The following is a 16,335-nucleotide window of genomic DNA, read 5'->3' as shown; positions in this document are numbered from 1 at the left end:
CTCAGACGTCGCTCGAATAGGCCGGCCGACCGCTCGCCAGCATGTCGGCGACAAGGTCGATCCGGTCCTGACCCCAGAATACCTCGCCGTCGACCACATAGGACGGCGAGCCGAAGACGTCTGCCGCGAGGGCATCGGCGATGTTGCCGGCATAGGTGGCCTTGGCCGCCTCTCCGTGCGCACCCGCCAGCATCGCCCCGGCATCGACGCCGACCTCCGCCGCGATCGCCGCCAGCACCGCCTCGTCCGCGAGGTTCTCGTCCCGCGCCCACACGCCCGCGAAGGCGCGCGAGGTGAAGGCCGCCGGATCGATGCCCGCCGCCTGCAGGGCGATCACGCAGCGGTCGGCGAGCGACACCTCGAAGGGCCAGAACTTCGGATGGATGTTGAGCGGCACGCCCCGCTTCTCGCGCCAGCGCTGCAGCTCGACGAGCCGGTAGCGCTGGCGCACCGGATGGCGCCTGGCGAGCGGCAGCCCGCCCGTCTCGGAAAAGACCTCGCCGAGGAAGACGGGCTTGTAGGTGACGGCGCACCCGTGCCGCTCGGCCGTGGCGAGGAAGGGCGCGTGGCCGAAATAGGCCCAGGGGCTGACGAGGGAGAAGTAATAGTCGATCTTGCGCATGCTGCCGGGCCTCCCGATTCCATTCGGGGACAGGTTAGCCGCCCGGTGCCTCGATGCCAGCCCGCTTCGGCGCATGCCGGGCTGCGTTTTTCATCGCCTCCTCCGCAGCGATGAAGGCCCTGACCTCCTCCGGCGGCTCGGGCGAGGCGGCGCTGACGCCCACCGTCTCGAGCAGCTGCGCCACGGGCACGAAGGCCTTCGCCCGGCGGTCGTAGAGCCCGCCGCGCAGCAGCGCGACGGCTGCCACCATCTCCTCGCCGCGGCGGTTGCGCGCGATGAAGCGCTGCTCCATGACGAACCAGCTGTCGGACCACGCGACGATGCGGCTGTCGAGCCGGAAGCGGCGGAACAGCCGCAGCTCGCGCCGGTAGCGGATGCTCGCCGCGGACAACACGGGCGTCCATTTGTTGGCGAGCACCGCCCGCCACAGCCCGCTGCGCAGGAGAAGGTCCATGCGCCCGAGATCCATGAGCGTGAGATAGCGGCCGTTGTTCATGTGGCCGTTGGTGTCGAGATCGAGGAGCCCGACGCGGAACGACAGGCGCGAGACGCCGTCGGGCATCGCGAGCCGCTCGCGGAACGGCGTCGTCAGGAGGAGCCAGAGAAGGCGCAGCCAGAGGTTCATGGAAAATAGCCGCCGGGCTATGACACCTGCATCGCGGCGTCATGCCCGCGCTTATCGCGGGCATCCACGCCTTTGCGGGCTGAGCAACGACAAGGGCGTGGATGGCCGGGACACGCCCGGCCATGACGACCCTACGCTACCTTCTCTTACGCTGCCTTCTTCCGGGCCAGTTTCTCGGCGGGCGCCGCATAGAAGCTCGTGCGCTCGCGGGCCATGCGCACCAGCAGGCGGCAGGGCTTGAAGCGCTCGCCGTGCTTCTTCGCCAGCACCTTGGCGAGGTCGACGAAGGCGGCGACGCCCATGCCGTCGATGTAGGACAGCGTGCCGCCGGTGAACGGCGCGAAGCCGAAGCCGAGGATGGAGCCGACGTCCGCCTCACGCGGGTCGGTGATGACCTTCTCCTCGACCGCCCGCGCCGCCTCCAGCGCCTGCGCCACGAGGAAGCGCTGCTTCAGCTCCTCGATGTCGATGGCGTCGGGATCGAGCCTCGTCTCCTGCAGCTCGACGAGCCCCGGCCACAGGCGCTTCTTGCCGCCTTCGGGATAGTCGTAGAAGCCCTTGCCGTTCTTGCGGCCGAGGCGGCCCTTCTTCTCCACCATCTCGACGAGGAGCTTCTCCTGCGCCGGGTCGATGGCCTCGGGGCCCACCTGCGCCTTCGTCGCCTTGAGGATCTTGAGCGCAAGATCGAGCGCCACCTCGTCGTTGAGCGACAGCGGGCCGACCGGCATGCCCGCCATGCGCGCCACGTTCTCGATCATGGCCGGCGGCACGCCCTCGAAGAGCATCTGGTGCCCCTCGCGCACATAGGCCATGACGCAGCGGTTGGCGTAGAAGCCGCGCGCATCGTTGACGACGATCGGCGTCTTCTTGATGGCACGCACGTAGTCGAGCGCCACGGCGAGCGCCCGGTCACCCGTCTTCTTGCCGAGGATGACCTCCACCAGCATCATCTTCTCGACCGGCGAGAAGAAGTGGATGCCGACGAACTGCTTCGGCCGCTCGGAGTTCGCGGCAAGGCCGGTGATCGGCAGGGTCGAGGTGTTGGAAGCGAAGATGGCGCGCGGGCGCATCGCCGCCTCCGCCTTGGCGATGACCTCGGCCTTGACCTTCGGGTCCTCGAACACCGCCTCGATGACGAGGTCGCAGTCCTTCAGGAGCCCGTAGTCGTCGCTCGGCGTGATGCGGGCGAGCAGCGCCTCGCGGTCGGCCGTCTTGGCGCGGCCCTTCATGATCTGGTCGCTCATCAGCTTGTGCGAATGGGCCTTGCCCTTCTCGGCGGCCTCCACGCTCTGGTCGATGAGCACGACCTCCATGCCGGCGAGCGCGGTGACATAGGCGACGCTCGCCCCCATGAAGCCGGCACCGATGACGCCGACGCGGCGCAGCTTCGCCTGCGGCACGTCCGCCGGCCGGCGGGCGCCCTTGTTGAGCTCCTGCATGGAGACGAAGAGCGTGCGGATCATCGCCGCAGCCTCCTTCGAGCGCAGGATCTTCGCGAAATAGCGGCTCTCCACTTCGAGCGCCAGGTCCATCGGCAGCTGCAGGCCCTCGTAGACCGCCTGCAGGATGGCCTTCGCCGCCGGATAGTTGTCATGCGTCTCGCGCCGGTAGATGGCGTTGGCCGCCGGCCACACCTGCATGCCGGCGGGCGAATAGACGCGGCCCGACGGGTTCTTGAAGCCCTTCTCGTCCCACGGCGCCACGGCGCTGCCGCCGGCGCGCAGCCATTCCTTCGCCGTCTCGACGATCTTGTCGCGCGGCGCCACGGCATGGACGAGACCCATGTTGCGCGCCATCAGCGGGCGGATCTGCTCGCCCTTGAAGAGCATCTGCAGGGCGTCGCCCGTCTGCATCAGCCGCGCCACGCGCTGCGTGCCGCCGGCGCCGGGGAAGAGGCCGACCTTGACCTCCGGCAGACCGACGCGCGTCGCATCGACATCCGAAACGACGCGGAAGTGGCAGGCGAGCGCCAGCTCGAAGGCCCCGCCCAGGCACACGCCGTGGATCGCGGTCGCGAACGGCTTGCCGCAGGTCTCCAGCCGCCGGTAGAGCTGCGACAGCTTGCGCGATTCGGCGAAGAAATGGGCGACGGCCGCCTCTTCGCCCTTCGTCCTGGCGAGCTTCGCATAGTCGGCGCCGAGGCCCTGCAGCATGGTGAGATCCGCGCCGCCGGAGAAGGCTTCCTTGCCGGAGGTGATGATGCAGCCCTTGATGGCGGCATCGGCCGCCACCGTCTCGATGATGGCGGAGAGCTCCTCCATCACCTGAGGCGTGATGACGTTCATCGAGCGGCCGGGCATGTCCCAGGTCGCGACCGCGATGCCCTCGGCATCGGTCTCGAAGCGGAAGTTCTCGAACTTCATCTTGTCCTCACACCCGTTCGATGATGGTGGCCGTGCCCATGCCGGCGCCGATGCACAGCGTCACCAGGGCCGTCTCCTTGCCGGTGCGCTCCAGTTCGTCGAGCACCGTGCCGAGGATCATGGCGCCCGTGGCGCCGAGCGGATGGCCCATGGCGATGGCCCCGCCGTTGACGTTGACCTTGGCCGGATCGAGTTCGAAGGCCTGCATGTAGCGCAGCACGACGGAGGCGAAGGCCTCGTTGATCTCGAAGAGGTCGATGTCGGCGATGGTCATGCCGGCGCGCTTCAGCACCTTCTTCGTCACGTCCACCGGCCCGGTGAGCATCAGCGCCGGCTCCGAGCCGATGTTGGCGAAGGCGCGGATGCGCGCCCGCGGCTTCAGGCCGGCCGAGCGGCCGGCCTTGCGCGAGCCGACGAGCACGGCCGCCGCCCCGTCGACGATGCCGGACGAATTGCCGGCGTGGTGCACGTGGTCGAGCGCCTCGACCTCGGGATGGGCATCGATGGCGACGGCTGAAAAGCCGCCCATGTCGGCCATCTGCACGAAGGAGGGCTTGAGCTGGCCGAGCGTCTGCATGTCCGTGCCCGGCCGCATGTGCTCGTCCTTGTCGAGGAGGACGATGCCGTTGACGTCGGTGACCGGCGCGACGGAATTCTTGAAATAGCCCTTCTCCCAGGCCTTGGCGGCGCGTTTCTGGCTTTCCACCGCATAGGCGTCGCAGTCGTCGCGGTTGAAGCCGTATTTCGTGGCGATAAGATCGGCCGAGACGCCCTGCGGCATGAAATAGGACTTCACCGCGATCTCCGGCTCGACCGGCCAGGCGCCGCCCGAGGCGCCGATGCCGACGCGGCTCATGGATTCGACGCCGCCGCCCACCACCATGTCGTGCTGGCCGGACATGACCTGCGCGGCGGCGAAGTTCACCGCATCGAGGCCGGAGGCGCAGAAGCGGTTGATCTGCACGCCGGGCACATGGTGGCCGTAGTCGGCATTGAGCGCCGCCGCGCGAGCGACGTCGCCGCCCGCCTCGCCGACCGGATCGACACAGCCGAGCACCACGTCGTCGACGAGGCGCGTGTCGAGGTCGTTGCGCTCGCGCAGCGCCTTGAGCGCCGTCGTCGCGAGTTGCAGCGTCGTCACCTGGTGCAGCGCACCGTCCGCCTTGCCGCGGCCGCGCGGCGTGCGCAGATGGTCGTAGATGTAAGCGTCAGGCATGAAGGCCTCCCGGCATTGGGCTCTCCTCCCCTTGGGGAGGAGCAGGGCTTGGGGTGGGACCGGCAGAGCCCGGCGTCCAACCCCGCTCGCTTGGCTCACTGCGCCTCTCCGCAATGGGAGAGGTCGAACTCAGAACATCTCCGCCGGCAGCGCCATCATCGTGTCGGCACCGGACGAGATCCGGGCAAGATGCGCCGCGCTCTCCGGCATCGTCCGCTCCATGAAGAAGCGGCCGGCGAGCAGCTTCGCCTCCATGTCCGCCGCATCGCCGCCGTTCGCCTTCTTCGCGAGCGCCGTCCTGGCGATCTGCGCCCACATGTAGCCGAGGGCCACGAGCCCGAAGAGATGCATGTAGTCGTAGGACCCGGCGCCCGCATTGTCGGGCTTCGCCATGGCGTTGTTCATGAACCACATGGTCGCCTGCTGCAGGTGGCCGAGCGCGGCCTCGAGCGGCTTCACGTAAGGCGCCATGGCCTCGTCGCCGGCATGCTCCTTCACGAAGCCGCCGACCTCGTTGAAGAAGGCCATGATCGCCCGCCCGCCGTCGCGCGGCAGCTTGCGGCCCACGAGGTCGAGCGCCTGGATGCCGTTGGCACCCTCGTAGATCATGGCGATGCGCGCATCACGCACGAACTGCTCCATGCCCCACTCGGCGATGTAGCCGTGGCCGCCGAACATCTGCTGCGCCTTCACCGCATTGTCGAAGCCGACATCGGTCAGGACGCCCTTGAGGACCGGCGTGAGCAGGCCGAGCTGGTCGTCCGCCGCCTGCTTTTCGGCCGCATCGCCCGAGCGATGCGCGACGTCGCTCTTCAAGGCCGTCCACAGCACGAGCGCCCGCGCCGCCTCGTTGAAGGCGCGGATGGAGAGAAGGTTCCGCCGCACGTCGGGGTGGACGAGGATGGGGTCGGCTGGCTTGTCCGGATCCTTGGCGCCGGTGAGCGAGCGGCCCTGCAGGCGCTCGCGCGCATAGGCGACGGCGTTCTGGTAGGCGACCTCCGACTGGGCGAGGCCCTGGATGGCGACGCCGAGCCGCGCCTCGTTCATCATCACGAACATGGCGTTGAGGCCCTTGTTCTCGGCCCCGACGAGCCAGCCCTTGGCCCCATCGTAGTTCATGACGCAGGTGGCGTTGCCGTGAATGCCCATCTTGTGCTCGATGGAGCCGCAGGACACGCCGTTCGCCGCGCCGAGCGAGCCGTCGCCATTAACGAGCCGCTTCGGCACCACGAAGAGCGAAATGCCCTTGGTGCCCTCCGGCGCGCCCTCGATGCGGGCGAGCACCAGGTGGACGATGTTTTCGGTGAGATCGTGCTCGCCGGCCGAGATGAAGATCTTGGTGCCGGTGATGGCATAGGAGCCGTCGCCGTTCGGCACCGCCTTCGTCTTGATGAGGCCGAGGTCCGTGCCGCAATGCGGCTCCGTGAGGTTCATGGTGCCGGACCAGGTGCCGGCGATCATGCTCGGCAGATAGGTCTTCTTCTGTTCCTCTGTGCCGTGGGTCATCAGCGCCGCGATGGCGCCCATGGTCAGGCCCGGATACATGGCGAGCGCCATGTTGGCCGAGGAGGCGAATTCGTTCATCACCGCGGCGAGCGTATAGGGCAGGCCCTGGCCGCCATAGTCCGGATCGGCCGCGAGCCCGATCCAGCCGCCCTCGGCGAAGGCGTCATAGGCCGCCTTGAAGCCCTTCGGCGTCGTCACGCGCCCGTCGTCGTGGCGGGTGCAGCCTTCGAGATCCCCGGTACGGTTGAGCGGCTGCAGCACCTCCTCGCACAGCTTCGCGCCTTCCTGGAGAATGGCCTCGATCAGGTCCGGGCTCGCCTCGGCGAAGCCCGGCAGATTGTTGTAGCGCTCGATCCCGAAGACGTCCTCGAGCAGGAAACGGACATTCTCGACTGGTGCCTTGTAGCTCGGCATTCCGTGGCTCCTCCCGCGTTGCGCCCACCCGGCAACCGCCGGCGGCGCGGCGGGCAGGGCACATCATGGTTCACATATAAACCATCTCGGCGCCTTTCGAAAGGGCGTGCGCCGTTCCGCTTTCATCGCGCTGCCTTCCGGTGCCCCGTGCGCCGCGGGCAGGCGGCATGCGCATCCTGTCTGTTATGGTTAACGGCTTCTTTACCATAATCAGGAGAATTTGACCCACCGGCAGCATCGCGCAGGACGTGCCTGCGGCAGCGCAGTGGGATCACGATGGCACAGACCGCCCCCTGGAGTGTGAAGGGCATCGACCCGCAGGCGCGGGACGCGGCCAAGGAGGCGGCGCGCAAGGCGGGAATGACGCTCGGCGCATGGCTCAGCACCATCATTGCCGACCAGGCGGCCGACGGCGACAGCGGCACGCCCCCGCCAGGACGGGATTCCCTCGCCGCCGTCAGCGAGCGCCTCGCCCGGTTTGCCCGCGAGCACACGCAAACCGCCGCGCCCCCGCGCCGTCCCCAGGCCGGCGCCGGTCTCGACATGCCGAGCCTCGACGAGATCGTGGCCCGCGTCAGCGAGCGCAGCCTCGCCGAGACGCGGGCTGCCGCGGCCCGCACGGCCAGCGCGCTTGATTCGGTCGCCCGCTGGATGGAGCGCACCGAGACGCACGTCGCGGAGAGCGCGCGCGCGATGGCCGACCGGCAGGACGAGACGGCCGGCGCCATCGGCAAGGCCCTCATCGCCATTGGCCGGCGGCTCGGCGACATCGAGCAGCACCTCGCCGCCGACAGGGCACCCAATGTCGCCCCGCGCTGGCATGAGGATGCCGACGCGCTGCGCGACGCGCTCGACGATGTCGGGGAGCGGCTTGAGGCCATCGCGGCCACGGCCGGAGATGAAGCCGGCGAGGAGGAGACCGTCGGTCCGCTGATGTCCGAGGAACGGGCGGCCCGCCGGCGGCTCGAGGCGGCCGTCGCCGAAATCCGGCGCCGGCAGCGCGAGCTCGACAACAGCCCGACCCTCGGCGAGCGCTTCGCCGCCATGAACCGGCGGCTCGACGAGCGCCCGCGCCGCAACCACGCACCGATCGCACGAGAGGCCGCGGCGCACGACCGCACCGCCCCGAGCCTCGGCGAAGAGGCCATCATCGTCCGGCTGGAAGCCCTGTCGCGCAAGATCGACGAGGCCTTGCGGCCGGTGGCGGCGATGCCGATCGGCGACGTCCTCGCGCGCCTCGACCGCCTCGACGAGCGCCTGGAGCAGCCCGCCGCTGCGCCCGACCTGGCGCGCATCGAAGGCATGATCCACGCCTTGACGGCACGCATCGAGGAGGTGCGCACCGCCGAGACCGACACGGCCGGCCTCGACGCCCTCGAGCGGCAGATCGGCCAGCTCGCCGAGCGCATCGATGCGGTCGGCGCGGCGCCGGCCCTTGCCGAGCGCGAGCGCATCGCGCACGGCATGGCCTCGCTCGAAAGGACGATGGCCGATCTCCTCGCCGACATGCGCCACCAGCTGCGCGAGGAGATGCGCGAGCTGCAGGACGGCACCGCCGAAGCCATCGAGCAGGCGGCCCGGCGCGCGGCCGAGGCGGCCCGCACCGCGCTGCCCGATGCCTATGAGGCCGTGCCCGCCGAGATCGGCCAGCTCAAGCGCGACCTCGCCGAGCTGAAGACGACCCAGGCGAGCACCGACCTCCGGACGCAGGACACGCTGGAAGCCGTGCACGAGACGCTGGAGCGGATCGTCGACCGGCTCGCCCTGCTCGAGGAGGACATGACGGACGGGCCCTCCGCAACGGGCGCCCCGTCGCGCCTGTCCGAGGACGATCCGGCCGATTCGGTCGAGTTCGAGGACCTGCGCACCAGCCTCGACGCCCTGCTCAGGGCCAACGAACCTTCCCGCAGCCGGGGGGACGAGGTCGCACCGCCGGCGCGCCCGGCTGCAGCCGATGCGCCGACGCCGCGCGCCGCCCTCGCCGCGCTCCTCGCGGCGCAGCCGGCAGAGGACGCCCCGCCTCCAGCGAAGGACGCGAAGCCCGCCGCGCCGGCGTTCGATGAGGCGCCCACCGCAGCGGTCAAGGCGAGCTTCATCGCGGCGGCCCGGCGGGCCGCGCAGGCTGCCGCGGCGGAAACGGCCGCCGCGCTGCCGGACACCACCTCGCGCGCCAGGGAGACCGAGGCCGCCGAAAGGACCGAGGATCCCGTCCGCGCGCTCCGGGCGGAGCCGCGGCCGACGGCGGCTACGCGCCGCAATGCCGCCGCTTCCCCGGTCGCGCGGCTCAGGAACGGCGTCGCCGCCCGGCGCAAGCCCCTGCTGATCGGCCTCGCCGCCATCGTCATCGCCGTCGGCGCGGCGCAGGTGCTGAGCGGCCTCGCCGGCAAGTCCCTCCCCACCGGCGACGCGGAACCCGCAGCGGCCCATGACGCCACCGCGCCCGCTCCGCGGGAGGAGGCCGAGGCGCCGTCGTCACGGCCGGCGCAGGCAGACGCTCCCACCCCCGACGCCTTCAACCCCTTCGCCGCCAACCCCTTCGCACCCGACACCGGCCCGGCGACGACGGGCTCCCTCCCGGCGACCCCGGGCATCCCCGACAGCGCGCCGCCGCCGGCCCCCGCGCCGGAGCAGAATTCGCGCCTCGACGAGGGCCTGCCGGCCTCCCTTCTCATCCCGCCGAGTTATGTCGCCGACCTGCCGGCGGAAGGCCTGCCCGCCCCGTTGCGCAAGGCGGCGGCTGCGGGCGAGACCGCCGCCGTCTACGAGGTTGCGACCCGCCTCGCGGAAGGCCGCGGCGTGCCGCGCGACGTTGCCAAAGCCGCCCGGCTCTTCGAGGCCGCGGCGACGGGTGGCCTCGTGCCGGCGCAATACCGCATCGCCAGCCATTACGAGAAGGGCATCGGCGTCGCGCGCGACGTCGGCACGGCGCGCATGTGGTACGAGAAGGCGGCCGAGGCCGGCAACGCCAGGGCGATGCACAATCTCGGCGTGCTCTACGCCGAGGGCATCACCGGCAAGCCCGACTATGAGACAGCCGTGAAATGGTTCAGCAAGGCGGCCGAGTTCGGCGTACGCGACAGCCAGTTCAACCTCGCCGTCCTCCTCGCGCGCGGCCTCGGCACCGAGCGCAATCTCGTCGCCTCCTACACCTGGCTGTCGGTCCTCGCCCGCGACGGCGACAAGGACGCCGCCGCCAAGCGCGATGAGCTCGCCCGCAGCCTGACGGCGAGCGAGCTCGCCATCGGCAAGGCGGCCTTCGCCCGCTGGCAGGTCAAGGTGCCCGTCCGCGCCGCCAATGAGGTGCCCGCGGGCGGCTGGGAGCTGAGCGCCGCCGCCCCGTCGCCGGGGGCGCAGAAGCCCCCCGGAAAAGTGTCGCGGCTCTGACAGCTCCTGCGCGACCCGGTGCCTTTCGCACGGCGACCAAGGGGTCAGTACACGGCCCTGTGCACAACCGTAGCTGTCATGCCTTGGTTTTGACCCCACGTTAAGGGACGCTTCCCTAGACTGACGAAGCAGCCGCGTGCCGACGGCCCGCGGCCGCTGTCGCATTCGACCGAGCGTCCGAGTACCGTGCCGTGCACATCTACCTGCCCATCGCCGAAATGTCCGTCAACATGTTCACCCTCCTCGCCATGGGCGCGGCGGTGGGCTTCATCTCGGGCATGTTCGGCGTCGGCGGCGGCTTCCTGATGACGCCGCTCCTGATCTTCCTCGGCATCCCGCCGGCGATCGCGGTCGCCACCCAGGCCTCGCAGATCACGGCTTCCTCGGTCACCGGCGCCCTCGGCTACTGGCGGCGCAAGGCGCTCGACTTCAAGCTCGGCGGCGTGCTGGTCGCGGGCGGCTTCGTCGGCACGCTGCTCGGGGTGTGGTTCTTCAACGTCATGAGCCGCCTCGGCCAGCTCGAGTTCGTCATCGTCGTCAGCTACGTGACGCTCTTCGGCATCATCGGCTCGCTGATGCTGGCCGAAAGCCTCAAGACCATGTGGGCGACGCGCCGCGGCGTCGTCCCCCTCTCCCGCCGCTCGGGCGAGCATCCGTGGTATCTCGGCCTGCCGTGGAAGATGCGTTTCCACCGCTCCAAGCTCTACGGCAGCGTCATTCCCATCGTCACGCTCGCCATGCTCATCGGTTTCGCCGGGGCGGTGCTCGGCATCGGCGGCGGCTTCATCCTCGTCCCCGCTCTCATCTATCTCTTTCGCATCCCGGCCGCCGTGGTGGTCGGCACGTCCCTCTTCCAGATCCTCTTCACGATGATGGCGGCGACGCTGCTGCACGCCTTCACCAACCAGTCGGTGGACGTGGTGCTGGCGATGCTGCTCATCATCGGCGGCGTCATGGGGGCGCAGTTCGGCGCCCGCGCCGGGCAGAACCTCAAGGGCGAATCGTTCCGCCTGCTCCTCGCCATCCTCGTTCTCGGGGTCGGCATCCGCTTTGCCATCGATCTCGTGGTGAGGCCGCAGGAGCCCTTCTCGCTCGTCACCGTGGGAGCACGGCCATGACGAGGACGGGGCCAACAAGAACGGCGACGTCCCGGCTGCTGCTCGCCGCGGCCGCCCTCGCAGGGCTCTTCGCCTCGCTCGCGCCGGCGGCGGCCGAGACGCTGATCTTGTCCCTGTCGACGCACCGGGTCTCGATCACCTCGACCTACACGGGTTCCTCCATCGTCGTCTTCGGCGCCATCGAGCGTGACGAGCGCACCGTGGCGCGGGCCGCGCCCTATGACGTCGTCATCACCGTGCGCGGTCCGCGGCGCACCACGATCGTGCGCGAGAAGGAGCGGGTCGGGCCGCTCTGGCTGAACACCTCGCAGCGGCGCTTCGTCGACCTGCCGACCTATCTGGCCGTCCTCTCGTCGCGACCGATCGACGAGATCGCGGGCGGGGCCTTTCTCACCCGCTACCGGCTTGGCCTCGGCATGCAGATCACCACGCCGGGCATGGAGCACCTGACGAGCGAGGAGCCGTTCCGCGAGGCCCTGCTGCGGCTCAAGAACGACCAGAGGCTGTTCGCCGAGGAGCCGCGCGGCGTCACCTTCCTGACGCCGTCCATCTTCCGTGCGCCCATCACCCTGCCCGCCGTCGCCCCCACCGGCAATTACGACGTCGAGGTCGCGCTCTTCGTCGACGGGGCGCAGCTCGCCCGGCAGACCACCAATTTCGAGGTGGTGAAGACCGGCTTCGAACAGGCGACGGTCACCCTCGCCCACGACCACGCCATCTTCTACGGCCTCGGCGTCGTCACCATGGCGGTGCTCTTCGGCTGGCTCGCGACGATCATCTTCCGGCGGGACTGACGAGGCTCAATCCGGCAGCAGCAGCGGCCAGCCGATGGCGTAGAGCCGCTGGCCGAGCACGTGGGCCGTGACGCCCTCGGGAAAGAGCGGCCGGAAGGCGGCATCGCGCAGGTTGAGCCCGCCCGTCAGGGCGCCGAGCGCCGGCATGACGATGCGCCGTGCCCCAGCGGCGAAGCAGCGGCGGCGCACGGAGCGGCCGGTGAGCCGCACCTTGGCGGCTGGATGCATGTGCCCGACGATCTCCGCCGTGCCGTCGTCGGCAGGCTCGTGCCGCAGCACCACGTCGGCGAGGCGCAGTTCGGCGGCGCTTTCCCCGCCGGCCGCGCGCGGCACCTGCGGATCGTGGTTGCCGGTCACCCACAGCCAGTCGCGGCCGCGCTGCAGCGCTGCGAGCGCCTCGCTGTCACGCGTGTCGAGGCGCCCATGCGCACCGGCATCGTGGAAACTGTCGCCGAGCGCGACGACGGCCCGTGGCGCATAGCGAGCGACGAGGCGCGCCACGGCGGCGAGCGTGGCGCGCGTGTCGTAGGGCGGCAGGAAGACGCCGCGGCCGGCGAAGGACGAGGCCTTCTCGAGATGGAGGTCGGCGACGACGAGCAGCCCCTCGTCCGCGACGAAGAGCGCGCCGGCGGGATCGGCGACGAGATCGAGCCGCCCGAGGCGCAGAACCTGCGCCGCGCCCGCTGTGCCAGCCTCGCCACCCATCGCGTTCACTGCATCGCCTCTTCCATCATCGCCGCCTCGGCCTCCGCCAGCATGTGCTCGGCGGCCTCGCCATAGACCATCTCGCGGCCGATCTCGAGCATCACCGCCACCGAGAGCGGCGAGAGGTGATCGAGCGGCGCGTGCACGATTCGCCCCGCGACACGCACCAGCATATCGCCGAGCCTGCGCACGTCGAGCAGCCCCGTTGCGGCATCGGCGCGCGCCGCGCGCAGGAGGACGTGGTCCGGCTCGTGCCGGCGCAGCACGTCATAGACGAGGTCGGTCGACATGGTGACCTGGCGGCCGGTCTTCTCCTGGCCGGGAAAGCGCCGCTCGATCATGCCGGCGATGATCGCGCAATGGCGGAAGGTGCGCTTCATCAGCGCCGATTCCGCCAGCCAGTCCTCGAGGTCGTCACCCAGCATGTCGGGGGCGAAGAGCTCGGCGAGCGACAGGCGCCCCTGGGTGACCGCGAGGCCGATGTCGGCGATGCCCCAGGCGGCGAGGCCGTAGTCGTTGGCGACGAAGCCGAGCGGCTTGAGACGTGCCCGCTCCAGGCGCCGCGTCAGCAGCATGCCGAGCGTCTGGTGCGCGAGCCGCCCCTCGAAGGGATAGGCGACGAGATAGTGGCGCCCGCCGCGCGGGAAGGTCTCGACGAGCAGCTCCCCCGGCCGCGGCAGGCGCGACTTCATCTTCTGTGCCATCAGCCAGTTCGCCACGGGCTTCGGCAGGCGGTGCCAGTCGCCCGGGCTCGCGATCATGGCGCGCACGCGGCTGGCGAGGAAGCTCGACAGCGGGAACTTGCCGCCGGCATAGGACGGCACCTTCGGGTCCGTGCCCGCCGCCGTGCGCGAGGTGATGACCTCGTTCTCGTAGATGCCCTCGAAGCGCAGCACCTCGCCGGCGAAGACGAAGGTGTCGCCCGGCGTCAGCCCCTCCGCGAAATATTCCTCCACCTCGCCGAGCACGCGGCCGCCGCGCACGACGGTCATCCCGCCCGCCCGGCGCGGGCGAGCGAGGCGCACGCGCAGCATCGGCTCCTCGACGATGGTCCCGACGTTGAGCCGGTACTGCTGGGCAACGCGCGGGGTGGTGACGCGCCACAGCCCGTCCTTGCCCTTCACGATCCGCGCGAAGCGCTCGTAGCTCCTCAGCGCATAGCCGCCAGTGGCGACGAAGGCGACGACATCGTCGAAATCCCGGCGCGGCAAGCCGGCATAGGGCGCGGCGCCGCGCACCTCCTCGTAGAATGCATCGGCATCGAAGGGCCCGGCGCAGGCGCGGCCGAGAACATGCTGGGCAAGCACGTCGAGGGCGCCGGTGCGCGCGTCCGGCGTGTCCTGCGCCGCCTCTGCGACGGCGTCGAGCGCCGCCCGGCATTCCAGCACCTCGAAGCGATTGGCCGGCACCAGGAAAGCCTTCGACGGCTCGTCGAGGCGATGGTTGGCGCGGCCGATCCGCTGCATCAGCCGGCTCGCGCCCTTCGGCGCGCCGACATTGATGACGAGGTCGACGTCGCCCCAGTCGATGCCGAGGTCGAGCGTCGAGGTGCAAACCACGGCCTTGAGCCGCCCCTCGGCCATCGCCGCCTCGACGCGCCGGCGCTGGCCGGCGTCGAGCGAACCGTGATGCAGCGCGATGGCGAGGCCGTCGTCGTTCATCCGCCACAGCTCCTGGAAGACGAACTCGGCCTGCATGCGCGTGTTGACGAAGACCAGCGACAGGCGATGGTCGCGGATCGCCCGGTAGATCTCGTCCATGGCATGCAACGCCGTATGGCCGGCGAGCGGCGGCGCGAGCCGGCTTTCGAGGATGCCGATCTGCGGCCGCGCGCCCTCCTTCACCGTGATGATGTCCGGCGAAGGCAGGCCCGCGCGCTGCGGCACGAGATAGCGCGCCAGCACCTCCGGCTCGCGCACGGTCGCCGAGAGGCCGACCGTCGTCACCTGCGGCGCGAGAGCGAACAGCCGCATGAGGCCGAGCGACAGGAGGTCGCCGCGCTTCGACGTCACGAGCGCGTGCAGTTCATCGAGCACGACACGCCGCAGGCCGGAGAAGAACGCCTCGGCCTCGCGATGCGCGATGAGCAGCGCGAGTTGCTCGGGCGTGGTGAGGAGGATGTGCGGCGGGCGCTCGATCTGCCGCGCGCGCTTGTGGGCCGGCGTGTCGCCGGTGCGCGTCTCGACCTTGACCGGCAGCCCCATCTCCGTGACCGGCGCCTCGAGGTTGCGCGCGATGTCGACGGCGAGCGCCTTGAGTGGCGAGATGTAGAGCGTGTGGAGGCCGGCCCGGTCCGGCGCCTCCGCGAGCTCGACGAGGCTCGGCAGGAAGCCGGCGAGCGTCTTGCCGGCCCCCGTCGGGGCAACGAGCAGGGCCGAGCGCCCGGCCCGCGCGCTCGCGAGGAGATCGAGCTGGTGCGCGCGCACGTGCCATCCGCGCCCGGCGAACCAGGCGGAGAAGGCAGGCGGCAGGGCAGCCGCGGCGGGCGACGGAAGATGCGGCGTCACCCCCAAGAGGTAGCGCCTCGCGCGCGATCCGTCATCCTGCGGCTGCTGTCAAAGCGGCCGGACCGGCTTCTGCGCCGCGACGACGAAACCGGGCACCGGCCGGCCGCCGTCGTGGCGCAGGACAGCGGGATCGCACGCCACGACATCGAGCCCGACCGCGGCGAGCAGCGCCTCCACATGGCCGGTGCTGTGGGCGAAGCGCATGTCCTCGCCGAGGACGAAGCCGAGCGGCGCCTCGGTGACGTCCTGCACGGTGAACAGGAAGAGCCCGCCGTCGCCGATCGCCCGGGCGACCGCATCGAAAACGGGTGCGAGGTCGCCGACATAGATGAACACGTCGGCCGCGAGCACCAGGTCGGCGCAGCCCGGCGCCTCGCCTTGCAAAAACGCGGTCAGCTCGGCGACTGCGAGCCGGTCGTAGCAGCCGCGCCGGCGCGCCCGCTCCACCATGCGCGGGGCGATGTCGCATCCGGCGAGCGTGACGGCATAGGGGCGCACGGCCTCGCCCATCAGCCCCGTGCCACAGCCGAGGTCGAGCGCCAGGCGGAAATGCGGCGGCCGGCCGGTCGCCCCGCAGATGCCGCGCAGCGTCTCGAGAATGAGATCGGGGCCACGATAGGCCAGCTTCTCGACGAGGTGGCGGTCGAAATGCCCCGCATATTCGTCGAACAGCGCCCGCACATAGCCGGCCGACATGGCGCCGGTCGCGGGCAGCACACCGAGGCGGGCGAGCCGCAGGCCGGCGCCGAGCTCGTCCTCGGGCGACAGCCTGAGCGCCGTCGTGAAGGCGTCCAGCGCCTCATCCCTCCGGCCGAGCGCCTCGAACGCCTCGCCGAGGCTGATCCAGGCCGGCGCCCAGTGCGGCGCGAGGCGGACGATCTCGCCGATGAGCCCGGCGGCCGCCTCCCAGTCCTTCTCCCGCATCAGGCTTTCGGCAAAGGTGTAGCGTCGGTCGACGATGAGGTCGCCGGAGGTCATCAGCTTCGTTGGCCGCATGGGGCGTGGGGGACACTAAGGTTGGAGGGCGGCGGAAAGAACGCCGGGCGCTCGTCTTCGTCAAGCCGAAAGTGACGGCACCCGG

General features: G+C 70.5%; 11 protein-coding genes. 3 read left to right on the top strand and 8 right to left on the bottom strand.

Annotated elements, in window-relative coordinates:
* Position 1 precedes the first annotated feature (1 nt).
* From GGR16_RS11420 to GGR16_RS11400, 5 genes are all read right to left on the bottom strand, one after another.
* Positions 2–622, bottom strand: a complete 621-nt coding sequence (locus GGR16_RS11420; RefSeq protein WP_019402547.1) for a 2-hydroxychromene-2-carboxylate isomerase — start codon at positions 620–622, stop codon at positions 2–4.
* Between the two features lie 34 nt (positions 623–656).
* A complete protein-coding gene (locus GGR16_RS11415) occupies positions 657–1,247 on the bottom strand; it encodes a thioesterase family protein (RefSeq protein WP_019402548.1) in 591 nt (196 codons plus the stop codon).
* Between the two features lie 146 nt (positions 1,248–1,393).
* Positions 1,394–3,610 carry a 3-hydroxyacyl-CoA dehydrogenase NAD-binding domain-containing protein gene (locus tag GGR16_RS11410; RefSeq protein WP_183316666.1) on the bottom strand — a complete coding sequence of 739 codons (2,217 nt, stop codon included), beginning with the start codon at positions 3,608–3,610 and terminating at the stop codon, positions 1,394–1,396.
* Positions 3,611–3,617: 7 nt separating this feature from the next.
* Entirely contained in the window at positions 3,618–4,826 is a 1,209-nt protein-coding gene (locus GGR16_RS11405; protein WP_019402550.1) for an acetyl-CoA C-acetyltransferase, read from the bottom strand.
* Between the two features lie 129 nt (positions 4,827–4,955).
* On the bottom strand, positions 4,956–6,746 hold the full coding sequence (locus tag GGR16_RS11400; RefSeq protein WP_183316665.1) for an acyl-CoA dehydrogenase C-terminal domain-containing protein: 1,791 nt from the start codon (positions 6,744–6,746) through the stop codon (positions 4,956–4,958).
* Positions 6,747–7,022: 276 nt separating this feature from the next.
* Here GGR16_RS11400 and GGR16_RS11395 point away from each other — a divergent pair, with 276 nt between their 5' ends.
* From GGR16_RS11395 to GGR16_RS11385, 3 genes are all read left to right on the top strand, one after another.
* The gene (locus tag GGR16_RS11395) at positions 7,023–10,130 is read left to right on the top strand and encodes an SEL1-like repeat protein (RefSeq protein ID WP_183316664.1); all 3,108 of its coding nucleotides are present in this window, start codon (positions 7,023–7,025) and stop codon (positions 10,128–10,130) included.
* Between the two features lie 191 nt (positions 10,131–10,321).
* On the top strand, positions 10,322–11,248 hold the full coding sequence (locus GGR16_RS11390) for a sulfite exporter TauE/SafE family protein (RefSeq protein ID WP_019402553.1): 927 nt from the start codon (positions 10,322–10,324) through the stop codon (positions 11,246–11,248).
* Positions 11,245–12,042, top strand: a complete 798-nt coding sequence (locus tag GGR16_RS11385) for a TIGR02186 family protein (RefSeq protein WP_019402554.1) — start codon at positions 11,245–11,247, stop codon at positions 12,040–12,042. The genes GGR16_RS11390 and GGR16_RS11385 overlap by 4 nt, the downstream gene beginning before the upstream one ends.
* Positions 12,043–12,048: 6 nt before the next feature.
* Here GGR16_RS11385 and pdeM read toward each other — a convergent pair whose 3' ends face one another.
* Genes pdeM through GGR16_RS11370 form a run of 3 tightly spaced genes read right to left on the bottom strand, consistent with a single transcriptional unit; the run spans position 12,049 to position 16,232 of the window.
* The gene (pdeM, locus tag GGR16_RS11380) at positions 12,049–12,747 is read right to left on the bottom strand and encodes a ligase-associated DNA damage response endonuclease PdeM (protein ID WP_019402555.1); all 699 of its coding nucleotides are present in this window, start codon (positions 12,745–12,747) and stop codon (positions 12,049–12,051) included.
* Between the two features lie 5 nt (positions 12,748–12,752).
* Entirely contained in the window at positions 12,753–15,254 is a 2,502-nt protein-coding gene (locus GGR16_RS11375) for a ligase-associated DNA damage response DEXH box helicase (RefSeq protein ID WP_183316869.1), read from the bottom strand.
* 48 nt (positions 15,255–15,302) lie between these two features.
* Positions 15,303–16,232: a class I SAM-dependent DNA methyltransferase gene (locus GGR16_RS11370; protein ID WP_183316663.1), complete on the bottom strand. Its 930-nt coding sequence runs from the start codon at positions 16,230–16,232 to the stop codon at positions 15,303–15,305.
* Positions 16,233–16,335 lie beyond the last annotated feature (103 nt).

It is taken from the genome of Chelatococcus caeni (genome assembly GCF_014196925.1).
Taxonomy (GTDB): domain Bacteria; phylum Pseudomonadota; class Alphaproteobacteria; order Rhizobiales; family Beijerinckiaceae; genus Chelatococcus_A; species Chelatococcus_A caeni.
The sequence above is the reverse complement of the archived record's forward strand: the minus strand, read 5'-3'. Positions and strand labels throughout refer to the sequence as shown.